At 39.5% G+C, this 21573-nt stretch carries 12 protein-coding genes; 11 read left to right on the top strand and 1 reads right to left on the bottom strand.

The window, feature by feature from the left end; translation table 11 throughout:
- The first annotated feature begins 13 nt into the window (after nucleotides 1-13).
- Nucleotides 14-4927, top strand: a complete 4914-nt coding sequence (locus HY841_13620) for a T9SS type A sorting domain-containing protein (protein ID MBI4931800.1) — start codon at nucleotides 14-16, stop codon at nucleotides 4925-4927.
- An 88-nt stretch (nucleotides 4928-5015) separates the two neighbouring features.
- Here HY841_13620 and HY841_13615 read toward each other — a convergent pair whose 3' ends face one another.
- Nucleotides 5016-6047, bottom strand: a complete 1032-nt coding sequence (locus HY841_13615; protein MBI4931799.1) for a tetratricopeptide repeat protein — start codon at nucleotides 6045-6047, stop codon at nucleotides 5016-5018.
- A 1052-nt stretch (nucleotides 6048-7099) separates the two neighbouring features.
- Here HY841_13615 and HY841_13610 point away from each other — a divergent pair.
- The 10 genes from HY841_13610 to HY841_13565 all read left to right on the top strand — a co-directional run.
- Nucleotides 7100-7270 carry a hypothetical protein gene (locus HY841_13610; protein MBI4931798.1) on the top strand — a complete coding sequence of 57 codons (171 nt, stop codon included), beginning with the start codon at nucleotides 7100-7102 and terminating at the stop codon, nucleotides 7268-7270.
- Between the two features lie 136 nt (nucleotides 7271-7406).
- On the top strand, nucleotides 7407-7652 hold the full coding sequence (locus HY841_13605) for a hypothetical protein (GenBank protein ID MBI4931797.1): 246 nt from the start codon (nucleotides 7407-7409) through the stop codon (nucleotides 7650-7652).
- Complete coding sequence (locus HY841_13600; GenBank protein ID MBI4931796.1) at nucleotides 7642-8205, top strand: cupin domain-containing protein; 564 nt, start codon at nucleotides 7642-7644, stop codon at nucleotides 8203-8205. Before HY841_13605 ends, HY841_13600 begins: the two co-directional genes overlap by 11 nt.
- 211 nt (nucleotides 8206-8416) lie before the next feature.
- A complete protein-coding gene (locus HY841_13595) occupies nucleotides 8417-9694 on the top strand; it encodes an erythromycin esterase family protein (protein ID MBI4931795.1) in 1278 nt (425 codons plus the stop codon).
- Between the two features lie 184 nt (nucleotides 9695-9878).
- Nucleotides 9879-10235, top strand: a complete 357-nt coding sequence (locus HY841_13590; protein ID MBI4931794.1) for a hypothetical protein — start codon at nucleotides 9879-9881, stop codon at nucleotides 10233-10235.
- 187 nt (nucleotides 10236-10422) lie between these two features.
- Nucleotides 10423-11529, top strand: coding sequence for a T9SS type A sorting domain-containing protein (locus tag HY841_13585; protein ID MBI4931793.1), 1107 nt, complete (start codon nucleotides 10423-10425; stop codon nucleotides 11527-11529).
- Between the two features lie 102 nt (nucleotides 11530-11631).
- Nucleotides 11632-12729 (top strand): T9SS type A sorting domain-containing protein, encoded by a 1098-nt coding sequence (locus tag HY841_13580; protein ID MBI4931792.1) that lies wholly within the window; start codon nucleotides 11632-11634, stop codon nucleotides 12727-12729.
- Nucleotides 12730-12816: 87 nt separating this feature from the next.
- On the top strand, nucleotides 12817-13578 hold the full coding sequence (locus HY841_13575; protein MBI4931791.1) for a HEAT repeat domain-containing protein: 762 nt from the start codon (nucleotides 12817-12819) through the stop codon (nucleotides 13576-13578).
- 181 nt (nucleotides 13579-13759) lie between these two features.
- Nucleotides 13760-18394, top strand: coding sequence for an SBBP repeat-containing protein (locus HY841_13570; GenBank protein MBI4931790.1), 4635 nt, complete (start codon nucleotides 13760-13762; stop codon nucleotides 18392-18394).
- Nucleotides 18395-18400: 6 nt separating this feature from the next.
- Nucleotides 18401-21573, top strand: a 3173-nt coding sequence (locus HY841_13565; protein MBI4931789.1) for an SBBP repeat-containing protein, incomplete at its 3' end; no start/stop codon positions are given.

Here is a 21573-nt window from a genome sequence, read left to right as displayed (position 1 = left end):
AAATTCATCTCAAATGAAAAAAGTTTACTGCCCATTGCTCGCATCATTTTTTGCGAATGTTCTTTTCTTTAATTCAACTTCAGCGCAGATTCAGATGGTAAAAGACATTAATCCTATTCCATCTGTTCAGTATTCAAACCCGTCAAAATTCATTACCATAAACGGAACCACTTTTTTTTCTGCTTATAATGTAGATTATGGGTATGAGCTTTGGAAAACAGATGGAACCACTTCCGGAACAGCAATGGTGATGGATATTTCTTCCGGAAGCGGCTCATCAAATCCGGGCAACCTGACAAATGTCAACGGTTCACTTTTCTTTTCTGCAGCTTCAGGCGGTGTTGGGACTGAACTTTGGAAAAGCGATGGAACAGAAGAAGGAACAGAAATGGTGAAAGATATTTATCCTTCCGGATTTTCTTCTAGTCCACAACAACTTACAGTATTAGGAAGCACGGTTTTTTTTCAAGCCAACGATGGAACCAACGGAGTTGAATTATGGAAAAGTAACGGAACAGATGCAGGAACAGTTTTAGTAAAAGATATTTATTCCGGAAGTTCAGGTTCCTTTCCTTCCTATTTTACTTCTAATGGGTCCATCCTTTTCTTTCAGGCAAATGACGGAACCAATGGATATGAACTCTGGAAAACGGATGGAACTTCATTAGGAACAGTGATGATAAAAGATATTTATACCGGAGCTTCAAGTTCCAGTCCATATAAATTTGTTGCATTTGGTTCTACTGTATTATTTAGGGCTACGGATGCTGCCGGAGGATCAGAACTTTGGAAAAGTAATGGTACAACGATCGGCACATCTTTGGTAAAAGATATTTGGTCGGGCGCTTCAAGTTCTGCACCCGATTATCTGACTGCAAACGGCACATCACTTTTCTTTTCTGCCAATGAAGGTACTAATGGAATTGAATTATGGAAAAGTGATCCACCTTACAATTCAGCTTCAACAGCCATGGTTATGGATATTTATCCCGGAGTAACCAGTTCTTCTCCACAATACATTACAAATGTGAATGGAATTCTTTATTTCACTGCCAGTGATGGTGTTAATGGAATTGAACTCTGGCTCAGTGGTGGAGATGTATCAAACACTGGAATGGTAAAAGATATTTATGCAGGCGCTTCCTTTTCTTCTCCTAATAATCTTACTGCTTTTGGCTCTGTTCTATATTTTTCTGCCAATGAATCAACTGGTGGCCAAGAACTCTGGAGAAGCGATGGAACTACAGGCGGGACTGTTCAGGTAAAGGATATTGAAGCCGGAATAGGTTCTTCATCTCCGAATTATATTTATTCAAGCGGCACTTATTTGATTTTAGCTGCTACAACAACCGTTAATGGAACGGAACCATGGATAAGTGACGGAACATCTGGAGGAACCAACATGCTTTTAAACATCAATCCTGAGATAGGCGCATCCAATCCTTACTATATCACCAATGTAAATGATACAGTTTACTTTTTTGCAAATGATGGTGTGAACGGAATTGAATTATGGAAAAGTGATGGAACTTCAGGTGGAACGGTTATGCTGAAAGACATTTATGCGGGAGTTAACAGTTCGTATTCGGGTAGTTCTGATGGAATAATTAATATTAACGGCACTTTGTTTTTTATAGCACAGGATGGTATAAATGGTGTTGAATTATGGAAAAGTAACCGCACAACTGGCGGAACGGTAATGGTAAAAGATATATGGCCGGGTGCTTCAAGTTCTACGCCTAATCATTTTATGAATGTGAATGGAACTCTTTTTTTCTGGGCAAACGATGGTGTAAATGGAGCTGAATTATGGAAAAGCGATTCCCCTTACAATGCTGCTTCAACATCCTTAGTAAAAGATATTTATTCTGGTGTAAGTTCAAGCACTCCTAGCGGATCTTTTATCGGTTCAACGGTTAGTTTCAATAATTTACTTTATTTCCAGGCAAATGACGGAATCAACGGAAATGAACTCTGGCAGAGCGATGGTACAACCGGTGGAACTATCCTTGTAAAAGATATTAATTCTGGAATTAACAGTGGTTTGCCTAACGGACTTACAGTGAGCAATGGAAAATTATTTTTTTACGCAACCGATGTAAACGGTGTAGAGCTTTGGATAAGCGATGGAACAACAGTTGGTACTGTTCTTTTGAAGGATATAAATCCAGGTACTGCAAGTTCTTCACCAATTAATTTCTTTGACGATAACGGCATATTGTTATTTGGGGCAAATGATGGAAGCGGAAGTGAGTTATGGAAAAGCGATGGCACACTTTCAGGAACCATAATGATTAAAAATATTTTTCCAGGTGTTACTTCTACTTCCATATCAGGATTTACAAATACAGCTTCTACTTTATATTTTCGGGGAAAAGATGGTACTGCGGGTCTTGAATTATGGAAAACTGACGGCACAACCGGAGGAACTGTCTTGATTAAAGATTACAACCCGGGTTTTAATGCCTCTGTTCCATCAAGTTTAATAAATTTTCATGACACATTATTCTATACCAGCCGAAATTTAATTTACGGTACTGAACTTTGTGTAAGTAACGGTACAGTTCTGACCACAGCACTTGCTGCTGATATTTATCCCGGTGTTGGTTCATCGGGACCTTTGTTCCTTGCAAAGACTTCCAATACAATTTTCTTTTCAGCAAGCGATAGTACTAACGGAAGGGAGCTCTGGAAATTAACTATGCCTCCCGCTTTAGCCAGAACTGTTTCTACTACAAACGTTATTTGTACAGGAGGCTCGAATGGTTCTATTGATCTCTCTGTTTCTGGCGGTAATCAGCCCTACACTTATTTATGGTCAAACGCTGCAACCACTGAAGATATAAGCGGATTGACAGCCGGAACTTATTCAGTTGTTATCACTGATTCATGGGGCTGGCAAAAAACAAATACAATTGTAGTTTCACAACCCTCCCCAACAATAATTTCAATTTCATCTCAGTCTAATGTTTCTTGCAGCGGTGGTAGTGATGGTACCATTAATCTTTCTATTACAGGCGGTGGTACTGCACCTTACACTTACTTATGGTCTCCCGGAAATGCAACTACACAAAATATTTCCGGATTGACTGCAAATAATTATTCGGTATTAGTTACAGATGCTCTCGGTTGTACAAATACATTTTCAGCAATTGTAACTCAACCTTTGCCAATTGCAGCAAGCACTTCTGTTACTAATACTTCTTGCAATGCCGGTTCTGACGGAACCGCAACCGTGTATGCATCGGATGGTATTCCACCTTATTCTTATTCATGGAATACTTCTCCTGCTCAAACTACTCAAACAGCAACCGGTTTGATTGCGGGATCCTATAGTGTAACAGTAACAGATGCAAACGGATGTACAGGAAAATTTTCTGCATCAATTTCTCAACCACCTGCATTCTTTACCAATGTTATAACGGCTGATGAAAACTGCAGTGGCGGAAGCAATGGCGGTGCTAATTTATTTGTTGGCGGTGCAACACCTCCTTATACATATTTATGGTCAAACGGTGCTACTACTCAGGATATAACAAATGTTACTGCATCTTCTTATACTGTTACAATAACTGATAATAATGGCTGTACTAAATCAGTGATTGCTGTAATCAACCAGCCTGCTACTTTTTCTGCACCTGTTTCAAAAACAGATGTTACCTGCTTCGGTTTGTGTAATGGAACAGCAACAGCAACTCCAAGCGGTGGAACTGCTCCCTATATTTATTCCTGGCAAACCACTCCAACACAAAGCACCCAAACAGCAACGGGATTGTGTCCGGGAAATTATAATATCACTATCACTGATAATAATGGATGCGTAATCACCCCGAACACTTCCATTTCAGAACCTGCAGTACTCACTACATCTATAACAAACACAGGAGCTACCTGTGGAAACAACGATGGCACAGCTACAGCAACACCCGCAGGAGGAAATGTACCATACACTTATTTGTGGACTAGTGGAAGCACCGCACAATCTCCAACAGGACTTGTACTTGGAAATTATACTGTAACCGTAACCGACAGCAAAGGATGCACAACTTCTGCAACCACCACTATTACTGCCACCACTAACGGTCAGGAAATATGTATGGTAACGGTTGACAGCACTTCCACCAAGAATGTGATTGTATGGGAAAAACCAATTGCAACAAACATAGATAGTTTCAGAATCTATCGCGACATTGCTTCGGTGTATACCTACGTGGGCGGTGTTTCTTATTCTGCGCTCAGCACATTCACAGACAGTGGTGCTGGCATCAATCCGAACTTCACATCTTACATGTATAAAATGTCTGCATTGGATGTCTGTGGAGCAGAAAGCGCACTCAGTTCATTTCATAAAACCATTCATAATGCTGTGAGCGCTGCACTTCCTTCAGGTTATGCTCTTGACTGGGATGATTACCTTGGATTCTCAGTTGCTCAATACAGAATTTTGAGAGACACAAATAATCTGGATAATTGGGTGCCGATGGATTCCGTTCCGTTTAGCATCACTGCTTACACCGATCCGATTCAGTGGGATTCTGTGGGATATATGATTGAGATTGACCATCCGGGCGGATGCAACATCACTATCAAAAACCCTGTGCCGATGGCAACCAACCTGAACTCATCACGCTCGAATGTTTACAGAGTGCAGGATAGTACGACTGTTAATGTGAACGAGATGGCTGATGGATTCATTGCTAATGTATATCCGAATCCAAGCAGCGGAATATTCACAATACAAATGGCAGATGGAAGAGGGAAGAGGGCAGATGTAAAAGTTTACAATGTGCTTGGAGAATGTGTTCATAAATCCTTACTCCTTACTCCTAAATCCTTAATTGATTTAAGGAATCAATCCAAAGGAGTTTACTACTTGCAAATTTCAACAAATGACAAAGTGATAACGATGAAAATAATTATTGAATAACAGTAACCTTTCATCATAGAAAAACCCCGTACATAGATAGTATGTGCTGGGTTTCTTTTTTGTTTAGTGAGTTTGCAGAATCCATCTGCTAATTATTCTTCATCAACCGCTTCAATGTTTTGTCAATATACTTTTCCGTTGGCAGTAACGCATCCTGAATTCGTTTTGCATAGCGGATGCTGGCAAGTATTTCATTTTGCTTTTCTTCTACTACTTTCTTTTGCAGTTCAATTAATTGTTTTTGCTTTTGAGTAATGCGCAAAGCACGGAAGATGAAAACAGCGAAGACAAGTACAATGAATAAAGTACAAAGTACAAAGTACAATATAATCTTTTGCCTCCTGCTCTCTGCTTCTGCCACTGCCGCTTGCTTATCTGCTTCAGCTTTTGTTGCGGCTTCTTTTTTATCAAATTCGTATTGCATCTCGATTCGGGTTTGCTTTTTGGTATTCTCTTCGTTGGCAATGCTATCTCTGTATACAATGTAGAGTTTGTAATGTTCTAAGGCAAGTTTGTATCTAGGAGTTCGGAGTTTGGAATAAAGTTCGCTGATATTTTGCTCCCATTCCATTACTCCCTCTTTACTTCCGATTTCTATGGATAAGGCAAGAGCTTTTTGCAAATACTCTTCAGCATCCTTAAACTTACCTGCGGAAGAATAAAGCGAACCAATATTGCCAAGGTTAGTGGCAATTCCGCTTTTCCTTCCTAATTCTTCATCCATTTTCAATGCTTTGAAATAATAGTCAAGTGCTTTCTTATTTAAGGAATCCCTTCTGACATCCGACTTCTGACATCCTGCTTTTTTATCATAGACAATACCGATGTTGCTGAGCCAGATTGCAATTCCATTTTTATTTCCGAGTTCTTCCGCAATTTTCAATGACCTGAAATAATAGGTTAATGCTTTGTTGAATAATGAATCTCTTTTGATTTCTGTCTTTTGGCTTCCCGCTTCTTTATCATAGATATTCCCGATGTTGCCAAGGTCTGCTGCAATTCCGTTTTTATTTCCGAGATCTTCAAACATTTTCAATGATTTAAAATAATAGTCAAGTGCTTTTGGGTAATCGCCTTGAAAATCATAAACAATTCCGATATTTCCGAGACGTTTTGCCATTCCTGTTTTATCTTTTATCTCTTCATCTATTTTCAGCGCCTTGAAATAATAGTCAAGTGCTTTTGGATAATCGCCCTGATAATAATAGACGGTTCCAATATTACCAAGAGCAGCGGCTTTGCCTTTAGCCCATCCCTTACTCTTCTTAGAGGGAATGGAATTTGCAATGGCGAGAGCTTGACTGGCAAAAACAAGAGCGGTATCATAATTGCCAGAGAGAAAAAATTCGCGGGAGAGAAGATTTAAATGAATAACTTTATTCGTATCGGGTTTTTCTTTTTTAAGGAGGGAGAGGAGGGAGTCAATCTTTGCGCTTTGCGCGGAGCAGTAAACAGTAGATAATAGACAATCAGCAACAAAACAAATTGTTTACTGTTTACTGTGTATTGTTTACTGATTTTCATTTTCTACTTCACTCTTATTTTTTTTCATCGGCAAATATACCAATCAGTTTGTTTTTTAAAACAGAAAGAAGAATTGAAGAAAAGAAAATTATAATCAGGTTAGCACGGAAGTGGGGATTATTTTTTCACTCAAATTGTATTTGCTGCTCAGATGAAACAACTATCTGGGTTTGCCTTTGTAGACAGACACTGACAGCGATGTTATTTCAATTATGGTAGAATAAAAATATTTAGTGTTTAGAAATCAGAATCCCTCCTGACTTGTAAATGTCAGGAGAGATTTTTTTTGTTACCACATTGCATAAAATTAAAAACAAGACAAAAGTATCCGTGCGGATACTTATTAAAAAAAAGAATTCTGCCTGCTAAGATAAAAGCGGGTGTTACCATAGAAAGAGTCCTGCTTGAGCAAAATTCATAAGAGATTGTCTTAAACAGATACTAGTTTGCTTCAGTTTTATATGAGTTTGTTATAAAAATTATAATTTTCTTCAATTCTTCTCTCTCTTTGAAAAAGCAATGAGATTGGTATATTTGTCGTTCAGTCCAAGACCATGCAGGAACAAGAAATACACTTAGATAACTTTCTGGAAAGGTGGAACAGAACAGGTAGATGATATTTTAGTAATCGGTGTAAGAATATACATCATGCATAAAGAAAAAGCACAGGAACTTTTAGAATGGCTTTATAAAGAACTTGAGCGCGCTTCTCAGGAAATGAAAGATGCCCGCGAGCAAAGAGCATATACCAAAGAAGCCCACCTCGAAGGAAAAGCAGATGCGATACTGCGTATCATAAAAAAACTGAAGCTTGAATAAGGAAATATTCCTGTTACTCGTCAATATTCCCCCCCCCGCAAATAAATCTTTCAACACCCTTTGCTAAACTTTGGTTTTGGTTTACTTTTGCTTTGTGGGAAAATGAAGTGGGTTTACAATAATAAACTATCAACTCTTGAAAGGCGAAAACTATATACTTGTAATTGCTATTGATAAATACATTGATAGTTCATTCCTTTCTTTAAACAACGCAAAACTTGATGCTAAAAAATTAATAGATGTCCTTGTGTCTAAATATGGTTATAAAACAATAAAAAAACCATTATTTGATAATGAAGCAAACAGAAGCAGTATTAAGTGCATTAAGTGTAATTTAGCGGGCGCATTAAAAAAAAAGAAAGCTAAACAATATGAAACGTAGAAATTTTATTTTGGGTGCGCTTGCCTTGTATCCAATAACTATGCTTGCAAAAATTAAAACAAAAATATTTATGAGAACTGATAAAGGATTTAAAGTAAGTGCCGGAGAAGCCCGTTTTGGTGAACACTACAAAATGAAAGGTGTCACTTTAAATAACTTAGATATCAAAATTTCTACTTCTGACACCGAAGGAGATTTGGCAGTTTTTGAACAGACAGGACTCACACCAAAAGGCGGACCTCCATTACACATTCACCCGTTCCAGGACGAATGGTTTTATGTTATTGATGGAGAATATCTTTTTCAAGTGGGGGAAGATAAATATCAAATGAAAGCTGGCGACACTATTTTTCTTCCGAGAAATGTACAACACGCTTTCGTTCAGCTAACAGAAAAAGGAAAGATGATTGTTTCTTATTTGCCGGCAGGAAAAATGGAAGCATTTTTTAAGGTAACCGACAAATGGACATCTCCTCCTGCTAAAGAAGAAATCGCAAAAGTTTTTGCAGACCATGATATGACAGTTGTTGGGGCACCATTGAAAGTTGACTGACAATGAATACCCATTCGTGTCCTCTAGTCCCAGCAGTCCGAAGGACTCCTTCGGAGAGTCTCCTGAAAAGCTCTGCGTAAAACACATCAGTGTCCCGAAACGGAGACACGGATGAGAAGAACAATAAAATGAAAATATATATATTATCCGGACTATCTGTTTTCCTCTGTGCATTAACTTCCTTCGGACAAGTTAACCCGGCTTGGGAGCAATGGATTCAAAAAAATCATTTGGAGTTTCAATAACTGATACAAATGACTTTCGTGACCTTTCATTTCTTAAAGAGGTTTTAAAGGATAAAAAAATAGTTTTTCTCGGAGAAAATAGTCATGGAGTTGCGGAGTTTACTTTGTTAAAATCAAGAATGGTGAAATACCTTCATGATTCATTAGGATTTGATGTGCTTGCTTTTGAAAGCAATGCCGGTGATGCCTATAACGCGAACCTGAATATATCCACTGCAGATGTTCGCACGTCCATTTACAATTCGCTCAGTTCACTTTGGCATGTTGAAGAAATAGTGCCCTTATTTAATTACATAAAAAATACTCATTCCACAAAAAATCCTTTGGATGTTGCAGGAGTGGATTATCTGGCGAGTAATGGAAGTTATTCGTTTTCCCGTTTCTTATATAACCTTATTCTTCCTGTAAATCCATCGTATGCAAAAGAAATAAAGGAAAGCGATTCAATGCTTACCCGAATGGGAGTTCGTAAGTGGACGATTGGAAATATTTTGAGTAAAGAAGAAAAAGACCTTTACAAAAGCATGAATGATAAAGAGATTTTGGTTTATTTCAATCTGATTGATTTTATTAATAAGAATGAAGATAAATTTCAGAAGAAGGAGAGTCAAAATATTATAGCAGCGAAATTTTTTATCCAATCGCGTATTGAATTACTTCACTATAGCAACCGAGACAGCGCCTATATGGCAAACATATTGCCTAGAAAAAATTTGAATATGACTAAATTAATTGCCAAATTCAGAGATTATATAATGTCGCAGCATCTGAAATTTTTAACTACAGCTCTTTATCCCGGAAAAAAAATTATTGTCTGGGCTGAAGATTCTCATATTGCAAAATGGAAATATCACTTGGCAACCGATTCCTCTTACTACAAATCAACCTACACTATTGGGTTTTTAAGTTATAGCGGGAAGGGTTGCTATGTAATGTCTCAAGTATCGGAAAACTCTAATCCTGAAAGATTGATTTATGAATTCAGAACCCCAACAGATAGTTTGTCTGTAGAAAGAATAATGCATGGCAGTGGGTATGAAAATACTTTTGTTGATATGATTCATCAGACTAAATGCGAAGGAAACTCCTGGATGTTTGAATCTTCAAAATGGACCGAATGGACAGGAGAAGATGTGTCAGAAGAAGAAAACATCAGGAATGTTTTTGACGGATTTATTTTAGTCAACAAAATTACACCGCCAAAATATTTGAAATATGACTATGAGTACCTGAGAAAAAGATGAGTTTAATCCAGGCAGTCCGAAGGACTCCTTCTGACCTTCGGAGCAAAGCGAAGAGACACTGCTGAGAAGAAAGGCGGACTGACTTTGTATGCAGACAAATTATTTTTCATAGTTTTGTTTATGTTTCGGGGTTGTTAATTGATAAACAATAAAAGTTGACACACAAATTTTAAATCAGTAAAAAATGAACAAGAAAACATTATTAATCATTGCTGCCATTCTGTTTATAGCAGGAGGAGTAAGCATGGGTTTTGGAATTTTTTGGCAACTTTCCGTTTCAGAAACAGAAGACCGATGGAATCATCATCATGAGATGGTTGGAGAATTGTTGAAAAAAACAGAAATTGCTCAAGCATCGCAAGATCCAAAAGCACAAGAATTGCTAAAAGAACTTGAAAAAGAAAACCGATATGTAAAATATGCTGACAAAGACAAAGAAAATCAGCAAGGTGAACGAAATCTTTATTTAGGTATTGGTTTGCCATTGCTGATAATAAGTGTATTTCTATTTTTAAAATCAAAGAAAAGAACTATTGCCTGATGATATTAAAGAATAGTTTTATTTTCAATTTTTCACACGCATACCCTTAGTCTAAGCAGATCCTCTGCCTCGAGACTCTGATGAATACCCGGCAGTATCCCAAAAGAGGAGATACTGATGGAACAAAAAAAATAAAAACAAGTTAAACTTTGCCAAAATCAGGTCGTCTAAAGAACAAATATCAGAAATGAAAAAAATATTATTTATTATTTGCACAACGCTTACCGCTTCTATTACAAGTGTGTTTGCACAATTGCCCCCGGTAGCACAGGCATTGTATGACTCAGCATTTGCTAATGATCCTATACGAGGACAATATTCAATAGATAGCGGAGCCGTAGCCATGGCAACTGCTGACGGCAATTCGTTTTATCTTCAATGGTTTCCAACAGGGGGAACACCAAATAGTCATCCCTTATTAGTAACACTACATGGAAGTGCCGGCAATGCCTTTGATGAATTTTTTATTTGGCATGACTATGTTAAAGCAAAAGGTGTTGGAATAATTGCAATGCAATGGTATAGAGGATATTCAGTACCCTATCCTAATGAATATTTTGGTGATATTAATCTGTACGAATACATTGATACTGCATTAACACGAATACAATATCCTTCTAATAAAGCTTTTTTTCATGGGTTTAGTCGCGGCTCTGAAATATCGTATGCCGTTGCTTTTCGTGATGTGTGGCCACCCAAAGGGAAAAATTATTTCTGTACGATAATGTCAAACTCAGGACGAGTTGAGCCCGATACAACTTATTTATATGTTCAAATCAACTCTGGCATGTATGGGCACACTTTCTATAACGGAAAAAAATGGGGTATGTTTTGTGGTGGGAAGGATGTGGGAATTTTTTCGAATTGCCAATCCATGGATAGTTCTAAATTGTGGGTCGAAGCAAATAATGGAGTTGTTGGTTTATTCATTAAAGACGATTCTTTAGGACATGGCGGGTTTCAACTGACCCCCGCTTATATTGACTCAGCATTAAACTATTATTTATCTTGTTATTTCGCTTCTTCAGTGGTAGAAAATTCAAAAAATCATACTATTAAAGTATTCCCGAATCCCTTTTCGGTAAAGACAACTTTGCAGGCAGATATGTTTTTGAAAGACGCTTCGTTGATAGTTTACAATTCCTTCGGTCAGACAGTAAAACAAATGAACAATTTATCGGAACAAACAATTATTTTTAACCGGGACAATTTACCAAGTGGACTGTATTTTCTTCGACTGACTCAAGACAATAAAACCATCTCGGCAGACAAATTAGTAATCACCGACAACTGACTTAGTCCAGGCAGAGTCTCCCGCAAGGAACTTTCTGATGGAACAAAAATGAACTAGTTAAACCTTGTTATTATTTATTCATCTAAAGAACAAATATCAACAATGAAAAAAATATTATTTATTATTTGCACAGCGCTTAGCACTTCTATTACAAGTGTGTTTGCACAATTACCTCCCGCAGCGCAAGCATTATATGATTCAGCGTATGCCCAGGATCCAATAATTGTGGATTCCGCTTTAACGAATGGGGCGCAAATACTTGCAACTCCTGATGGGAATTCATTTTATGTACAATGGTTTCCTAACGGTTCAGCCCCAAACACAACACCGCTTATTGTTTCAATGCACGGTTCGCATTGTAATGCTTTCATGGAGTTTAGAAGCTGGCATCAACAAGCGCTGCAGCATGGCTGCGGAATAATTGCTCTTCAATGGTATCGCTATCGCCCCAATCCACCCTACGATTACTTTCCTGATGATACCCTTTATAGTTATTTTGATTCAGCATTGACCAATATCAGTTACCCTTCGGGCAAAGTGCTGCTTCATGGTTTTAGCAGGGGTTCAGCCCGTTCGTATGCAATTATATTTAAGGATATTCAAAGCGGCAATAATTATTTCTGCACTACCATATCTAATTCCGGCAGTGCAGACCCCAATTATCCTTTGTATGATTCCATCAATAGTGGCGTTTATGGACCCAATGTTTTTGCAGGCAAGCATTGGAACTTGTTTTGCGGGGGTCTTGATACAATTGTAGGATGTGCTAAAATGACAAATACACAAACATGGCTGCAAGGGCAGGGAGCTACTGTTGATATATTCATTCAAGACCCTGCCTTAGACCACGATGGTTTTCAAATGCAGTCAAGTTTTGCATATAAAGATTCTATTCTGGATAATTATCTCTTGTGCTATAACGGAACGTTGTCGGTTGGAGAAGAACTAAATAAAACAGGCATTCGTGTTTTTCCAAATCCTTTTTCGTGGGAGATAACTTTAAAAATGAAAGACAATTTTAACAACGCAACCTTAACAGTTTATAATTCATTCGGGAAGCAAGTAAAACAACTGAAAAATATCAGCGAACAGACAATCACCTTGCACCGCGATAATCTTCCAAGCGGACTGTATTTTCTTCGACTGACTCAAGACAATAAAACCATCTCGGCAGACAAATTAGTAATCACCGACAACTGACTTAGTCCAATCAGTCCTGTTAAGGGACTCTGAGAGGAGATACTGATGGAACAAAAATAAAATGTTTATCGTACTTTTACCTGCGAAATGAGCTTTTACGACCTCACAAAAGAAGAACGGGCAAAACGTGTTGGGCAAATCAGCAGCGATATTCTTTCCGGCATCAATAAAAACGATCAGAGCAGGGTAGCTGACTACTTTTCAGATGAGGACACCTACATCAGAAAGTCAGCTTATCTGACTATCGGGAAAATATATCATGCAAACAAAAACCTGCAAAAGAAAATAATCAAGCTGCTTGATACACTGCTGGCTGAAAAAGAATTTAAAATCCGGCAGACAGTTATAAATTCTGCCGGTGAAATCGGAATAAAAGCGTTTAACACAGTTGAATATTTTTTTGACAAAGGGCTTTTTGATGAACACCATTCCATAAGAAATGCAGTGATAGGTTCGGTCAAAAAGATGGGGGAGAGAAACGCGAAGCCGGTTTTAAAATGGGCGAAAAAATATTTACATCATCCGGATAAAGAAGTTCGCAGGGAAATTTGCCATGGCATTGAACTGCGCGGAAGAAAATATCCGCAGGATATTTTGCCAATGCTCAAAGAATTACAACATGACAAAACCGCAAGAGTGCGAAACACGCTCATTCATGTGCTCGGACAAATTGCCTATAAAAAAGGATGCCTTCAAACAGTAATAGCAGATTTAAATAAATGGAGCAATAAAGAATTAACTGATAAAGCAGTTGAAGAAATCATTGATGTTCACAACCGCTATAAAAAATTTTCGGTTCTCACGCAAGCGCAGGCAATTGATTATATCAGCAAACATTATAAAAAATGAACCGAGTTAGGCAGGGATGGTTTCTTTAGTCCCGGCAGTTCTCCTGAAAAACTCTGCGTAAAACACATCCGTGTTCCGAACTCTTTGTTAATTTAATTTCGTCTAAAACCCGCTTTAACTGATTTGTTTATCTGAAAGGTTTTAGTATGTTTGTGCTTGCTCATAATTTAATCCATTACACATGAAAAAACTTTACCCAACAAAATCACTTCTCACTGCATTTTTTTTATTGATAATTATCAATTGCAGCGCTCAATTCGCCAAATACGAATGGGCGAAAAAAATCGGAAGCACAAGTTTTGATGCGGCATCCAGTATAGTCCTTGATTCCTCCGGCAATATTTATATCACGGGTTCTTTTCAGGGGACAACCGACTTTGACCCGGGCGCTGGAACAGCAAATCTTATTTCGGCAGGCGGTGCTGACATCTTCTTTGCAAAATATAACAGCAACGGAAATTACATTTGGGCGAAAAGCATTGGCAGCATAAGCACTGATTATGGATACAGCATAGCCGTTGATACATCCGGCAACGTTTATATCACAGGTTCTTTTGATGAAACAGCCGATTTTGACCCGGGCGCAGGAACGGCTAATCTCACTGCGGTAGGTCTTACGGAAGATATGTTCTTTGCAAAATACGATGCAAGCGGCAATTACCTCTGGGCAAACAACATTGGCAGCACATGGTTATCTTATGGATACAGCCTTACCGTTGATAAATCCGGCAATGTTTTTATTACGGGTACTTTTCAAGGCACAACCGATTTTGACCCGGGTGCAGGCACCGCTAATCTCGCTTCGGTGGGTGGTACTTATGACGTCTTCTTTGCAAAATACGATGCAAGCGGCAATTACCTCTGGGCAGGAAGTATCGGGAGTTCTACAGGCAGTGATTATGGATACGGTATAGCCGTTGATACATCCGGCAATGTTTATATCACAGGACGATTCAAAGGCGCATCCGATTTTGACCCGAGTGGAAGTACAGTCACTCTCACTCCTGTGGGTGGTTATGACATCTTCTTTGCAAAATACGATGCAAGCGGCAATTACCTCTGGGCAAAAAACATTGGGAGCACACTCGATGATGAATCGCATGGTCTAACCATTGATGCCACCGGCAATGTTTTTATCACGGGTTATTTTCGAAGCACAGCCGACTTTGATCCGGGCGCTGGAACGACTAATCTCACTTCGTTGGCTAGTTGGGACGTCTACTTTGCAAAATACGATAGCAACGGGAATTACCTCTGGGCAAAAAATATTGCAGGTACAGGCACTGATTATGGGTACAGTATAGCCGTTGATACCTCCGGCAATGTTTATATCACGGGGTCTTTTGATGCCGTAGCTGACTTTGACCCGGGCGCAGGTTCTGATAATATCACCCCGGTTGGAGGTGAAGATATCTTCTTTGCAAAATATGATAGCAGCGGTAATTACCAGTGGGTAAAAAGCATTGGGGGTACAAATACTGATAAAGGCAGTAGCGTAGTTCTTGATGCCTCCGGCAATATTTATGTCACGGGGTATTTCAATCTCACAGCCGACTTTGACGCAGGCGTTGGAACAGCTAATCTCACGGCATCCGCTGGCGACATTTTCTTTTTAAAATACGGTCTCTGTAATTTATCCGCAAACCTTTCTTCAACGGGGGAAAGTTGTTTGGGAAACAGTGATGGAACAGCAACTGTAGTTGCAGGCGGTGTTTCGCCTTATACTTATTCATGGAATACTTCTCCCGTACAAACAACATCAACCGCTACAGGATTAATGTTCGGTAGTTACACAGTTACTGTTACAGATGCAGTGGGATGTAACAGGAAAGATAATTATGCTGTTCCTTTGCTTCACGGTGCCTGGTCACCCAAAGCAGATTTCGGAGGTGTATCCAGATACGGGGCAGTTGGTTTTTCTATAGGAGGAAAAGGATATATAGGCACCGGGCTTGATGGAACAATTTCCAGAAAAGATTTTTGGGAATATGATACAACTTCTAATGCATGGACTCAGAAAGCAGATTTTGGCGGAACGGCAAGATATTTTGCAGTAGGTTTTTCCATTGGCACAAAAGGATACATTGGAACGGGAACCGGTGGAGGTTCACAACAAGATTTTTGGGAATGGGATCAGGCATCAAATAACTGGTTGCAAAAAACAAACTTTGGCGGAACAGCAAGATATTCGGCAGTTGGTTTTTCTATAGCAGGAAAAGGATATATAGGCACCGGTTACGATGGAACATTTGTAAGAGATTTTTGGGAATACGATACAACTTTAAATACATGGACTCAGAAAGCAGATTTTGGCGGAACGGCAAGAATGAACACTGTTGGCTTTTCCATCGGAACAAAAGGATATATAGGTACCGGATATAGCAGCACTGCGCCTAACTATAAACAAGATTTTTGGGAGTATGACCCGACAGGAAATGCGTGGCTGCAAAAAACAAATTTCGGAGGAACAGGAAGGCAAAGTGCAGCTGGTTTTGCAATCGGCACAAAAGGATATATTGGAACCGGATCAAATGGTAGCACTTACTACAAAGATTTCTGGCAATATGACCAGACAACCGATATTTGGTTGCGCAGAACGGACTTTCCCGGACCTGCAAGATACAGCGCATCTGCTTTCTCTATTGGAAATTATGGGTACATGGGAATAGGATATAATAGTTCTATCTCCACTTATTACAAAGATTTTTTCAAATACGACCCATCGCAAGACCTTCAGATAAATGTTACCTCCACCAATCTTACTTGCAATGGCAGCGGAAACGGAAGCATCAGCATAACTGCCTCCGGAGGACCTCTGCCTTATTTATATTCGGATAACGGAGGAAGCAGTTATCAGGCGCCAAATACTTTTTCGAATTTATCTGCCAGTACTTATACGGTTGTGGTGAAAGATAATTGGGGATGTAAAACATCTTCTTATTCCGTTAGTATTACCCAGCCGGCAGTACTCTCTTATTCTGTCAGTTCTTCTAATGTTACAAGCTGCATGAGCGGTTACAATGGAAGCATTACTGTAAATGCAAGCGGGGGAACAACTCCCTACCGGTATTCAGATAATGGAGCAAGCACATTCCAATCTTCAAATATTTTTTCAAATCTTGCTCCGGGTACTTATTCTGTAACCGTAAAGGATACTAACAATTGTACTTCTCCCACTACTACAGTCACTATTACTCGTCCCGTTGCTGCAATCGCTTTTTCAGCAAATCCTATAACAGGCAACATACCGCTGGTGGTCACTTTCACCAACAGCACTACTAACCAGGCACAATACACTTACAACTGGAACTGGGGCGATGGAAATTCCCTGAGTTCAAACAACGTAACTGTTTTTCATACGTATTCAACTCCGGGATTATTTGACGTAACACTCACTGCAACAAATATTATCACCGGATGTATTGATTCACTTAAGCAGATACAATATATTAATGCAACAGGTACATCCGGCTGCACTCACTCGGCAACCGTTTCTCCTGCCGGTCCTGTGAATCTCTGCAATGGCGATACTATTATTCTGCTGGCTGGAACTAATGCCGCTCCGACCTATACGTTACAATGGAACCTCAACAGTTCTGTCATTACAGGAAGTACCAATGACACTTTAGTAGTTACCCAAAACGGATTTTATTCCATAACCGTTACCGATTTCAACGGATGTTCGGTAACCTCTGCCGATGCGCAGATAACCTTTTTTACTAATCCTGCTCAGCCAACCATTTCTTCTTCAGGTGTTATTGACCCCTGCACAGGAACTTCTGTTACCTTAACTGCATCCACCATTGCCGGAGTGACTTACTCATGGAATACCGGTGCAACCACAACAAGTATTAGTGTCAGCAGTGCCGGTAATTATTGGGTTACCGTTACCAATGCAAATGGATGTACTGCTGTTTCATCGGTTTATCCTGTAAGTTCATCTTCAGTTCCTGCGCCTCCCATCTGCCTGGTAACAGTTGATACTTCTACCAATACACAAAATGTTGTTGTGTGGGAAAAACCTTTGCCGCAGGGAGCCATTGACAGTTTCAGAGTTTACCGCGAGATTGGCTTGAATAATTATGTGCACATAGGAAGCGTTTCGTATGATTCTCTGTCATGGTTCACCGATACTACCAATGGCGTGAACCCGAAAGTTCAATCCTACCGCTATAAGATTTCTGTAGTGGATACCTGCTTGGGAGAAAGCGCCTTAAGCAGTCATCATCGAACCATCCATCTTTCCACTCCGCAATTTACCCCACCCAATACATTTGATCTTATCTGGACAAATGACTATGAAGGTTTTTCTTTTCCTCTGTATTATATTTTACGGGATAATAACAACAATGGCAGTTGGGTAAAGATTGATTCGGTAACCTTCGGAAATCTTTCTTATACGGATTTTGGTTTCGGACATCCCATTCCCACCGACAGCGCACGTTATATTGTGGAGGCAGCGCCATCTCAAGCATGTAATGTTTCGATAAAAAACCCGAATGTATTTGCTTCTTCCATTAAATCATCCAAGTCAAATACTTCTGACCGGCTGGGGGGACCAATATCGGTTGCTGAAACATCACTGAATAATTTAATCAGCATTTATCCAAATCCCAATCACGGAAATTTTACATTGGAAACAAAATCACCTTGCATCATCAAAATCTATAATATGCTGGGTGAATTAGTTTATCAAACATCCGTTAACGGAAAGAAAACAGAAATAAAAATTCCTGAAATAGGAAAAGGGATTTATCAATTGCAAGTGATAACTAATGAAGGTATGGTAAATCAAAAAATTATAATTCAAAAATAAAACACAATGAAAAGACTATTATTTGCCAATGGACGAATCCTTGCAATAGCGGGACTCCTTCATTTCATCGCAATCATTTTTTTCTTTTCAGAAAACAGATTGCTGGCGCAAACTTCTGCCGATGTCGCTTATAAGTGGGCGTATAATATTGGCAGTTCTCAACAGGAATATACAAACAGCGTGGCGGTGGATGATTCAGGCAATGTGTATATCACAGGTATGTTTGACGCTCCTGTGGATTTTGATCCGGGTGTCGGAACAGCAATGCTAAGTCCTATAGATGTTTACAGCATTTTCGTAGCTAAATATGATAAGAATGAAAATTATAAATGGGCTTTTGTAGTAGGTGGCACAGGTTCAGATTATGGATATGGCATTGCGCTTGACTCTGTGGCAAACGTATATGTAACAGGCATGTTCTATAATACTGTTGACTTTGACCCGGGTGCAGGCACTGCAAACTTAACTTCACAGGGGGCAACAGATATTTTCTTTGCGAAGTATAATGGAAATGGTAATTTTATTTTCGCTAAAAGAATGGGAGGTCCAGGTAATGATGAAGGATTTAATATTGGCTTAGACAGGTCTGCAAATATTCTTGTCACCGGGTATTTTTCTTACTCTGTAGATTTTGATCCGGGTGCAGGCACTGCAAACATGACATCAGTATCCAACAGCATGGATGCTTTCTATGCAAAATATGATAACAACGGAAATTATCTTTGGGCACATAATATTGGAACTACAAATCCAGATTACGGCAAAGCAATTGTCGCTGACGCAGCAGGCAATGTTTTTATTACCGGCTGGTTCAATGGGGGAACCGTTGACTTTGACCCGGGAGCAGGAACACAAAATCTCACAGCCGCTGGCGATGACATTTATATTGCCAAATACACCAGTGGAGGTAATTACGTCTGGGCACATAATATCGGTGCTGCATCAAGCGACCGAGGATACGATTTAAAGATTGACAAATCAGGCAACGTGCTTGTAGCCGGTTATTTTAAAAACACAGTTGACTTTGATCCGGGAGCAGGCATTTCAAATCTTATTAGTACAGGGGCTGAAGATATTTTCTTTGCCAAGTACGACAACAGTGGAAATTATCTTTGGGCAAAAGGCATTGGAGGAACAACCGGTGACTGGGCATACAGCATTGCAACCGATACTTCAAGGAATGTATATGTGGCAGGATATTTTCAGCTTACTGCCGACTTTGATCCAGGTGCTGGCACAGCAAATCTTACTTCATCTGGGCTAAAAAATATTTTTTTCGGAAAATATGACAGCAACGGAAATTATATATGGGCAAAACGATTAAACGCACCATTAGCATACGATATGGATGTGGATAAAAAAGGAAATGTGTATGTCGCAGGTTTTTTTTCCACAGGCACCGTTGATTTCGATCCGAATATAGGAGTTGCCAATATTACTTCTGCCGGAAGCGATGACGGATATGTTGCAAAATATTTCGGCAACTGTAATTTGTCATTTAGCACCTCTTCACAAAATATTTGGTGTCCAAGCGGCAATAATGGTTTTGTAACAGCAAGTGTTACGGGTGCAGCTCCACCATTTACCTATACATGGTCCAACAGCGCAAGTACTTCTGCCATTACCGCATTGACAGCAGGAACGTATTCAGTGATTGTACGAGATACTATGGGATGTTTGGTTTCAGCAACTGTTACGATAACGCAGCCAACTGCTTTCAGCACAACCATAACTCCCACGCAAACTTCCTGCGTATCTCCAAGCGGAACGGCAAACGCAAATGTTACCGGAGGGACAGGTACTTATACTTATTCCTGGAATCCTGGCGGACAGACTACACAAATGGCAACAGGGCTTGGAGCAGGAAATTATACACTTGTAGTTACAGATGCAAATCTCTGCACCACTTCAAAAACAGTTACCATTACGCAGCCATCGGCAATAAACATCACGACTTCACAAACAAATATTAATTGTAATGGAAACTGCATAGGTTCTGCAACGGTAACTATAACTGGCGGCTCAGCGCCTTATACCTATGCGTGGAGCACAGGAGAAACCACTTCAGCCACTGCAGCTAATCTTTGTACCGGAACTTATTCAATTCTCGTTACAGATAATTTGAGTTGTACAAAAACAGCGAGTGTTACCATCACCACTCCCGGCTCACTTTCTTTTACCACTACACAAGTGAACGTGAGTTGTAACGGAGGAAATAACGGAAGCATCACCGTGAATGCAACAGGAGGAACAACTCCTTTGCAATATTCTAAAGATGGAGGAACTAATTACCAAATGTCAAATGTTTTCACAGGATTAACGGCAGGAACTTACAGCGTAGTGACAAAAGATAACAACGGCTGCCAGACAAGCATCACCAATGTAATTGTTACTGAACCGAATGTGCTTTCAACTTCCATCACACCAACAACTATTGACTGCTATGGCGCCACTGATGGAACTGCAACGGCAAATGTTACGGGAGGAACAACTCTTTACACGTATTCATGGAACACTTCTCCCGTACAAATAACTGCAACTGCTACCGGATTGGCTTTAGGAAATTATACGGTCTCTGTTATTGATAACAACGGATGCACTTCAACAGCGAGTGTTTCTATTGTTTCAACGTTGCCATTAGTTCCCATTTGCCTTGTAACAGTTGATACTGCCACCAACACACAAAATGTAATTGTTTGGGAACGACTTGTGACAAGCGGTGTAGACAGCTTTCGTATTTACAGAGAGATCGGTTTAAATAATTATGTGCACATAGGAAGTGTTCATTATGATTCTTTATCGTGGTTTACGGATACAACAAATGGAGTAAATCCGAAAATAACTTCTTACCGGTATAAAATTTCTGAAGTGGATACTTGCGGAAGTGAAAGCATACTCAGCACGCATCACCGAACCATTCACCTTTCTACTCCCAGTTACACTCCGCCCAGCACCTTTGATCTGATATGGACAAATGATTACGAAGGATTTTCTTTCTCTCAATATTATATTCTCCGTGATGGAAACAACACAGGCAGCTGGACAAAGATTGATTCTGTTTCTTACGGAACTCTTTCCTATACAGATATCAATGCCCCTACCGACAGCGCCCGTTATATTGTAGAAGCCGCACCTGCTCAGCCCTGCAATGTTTCCATAAAGAATCCGGATGCGTTGGC

The organism is Bacteroidota bacterium, assembly GCA_016213405.1.
Taxonomy (GTDB): domain Bacteria; phylum Bacteroidota; class Bacteroidia; order Palsa-948; family Palsa-948; genus Palsa-948.
This window is presented reverse-complemented; position numbering and strand designations above follow the sequence as displayed.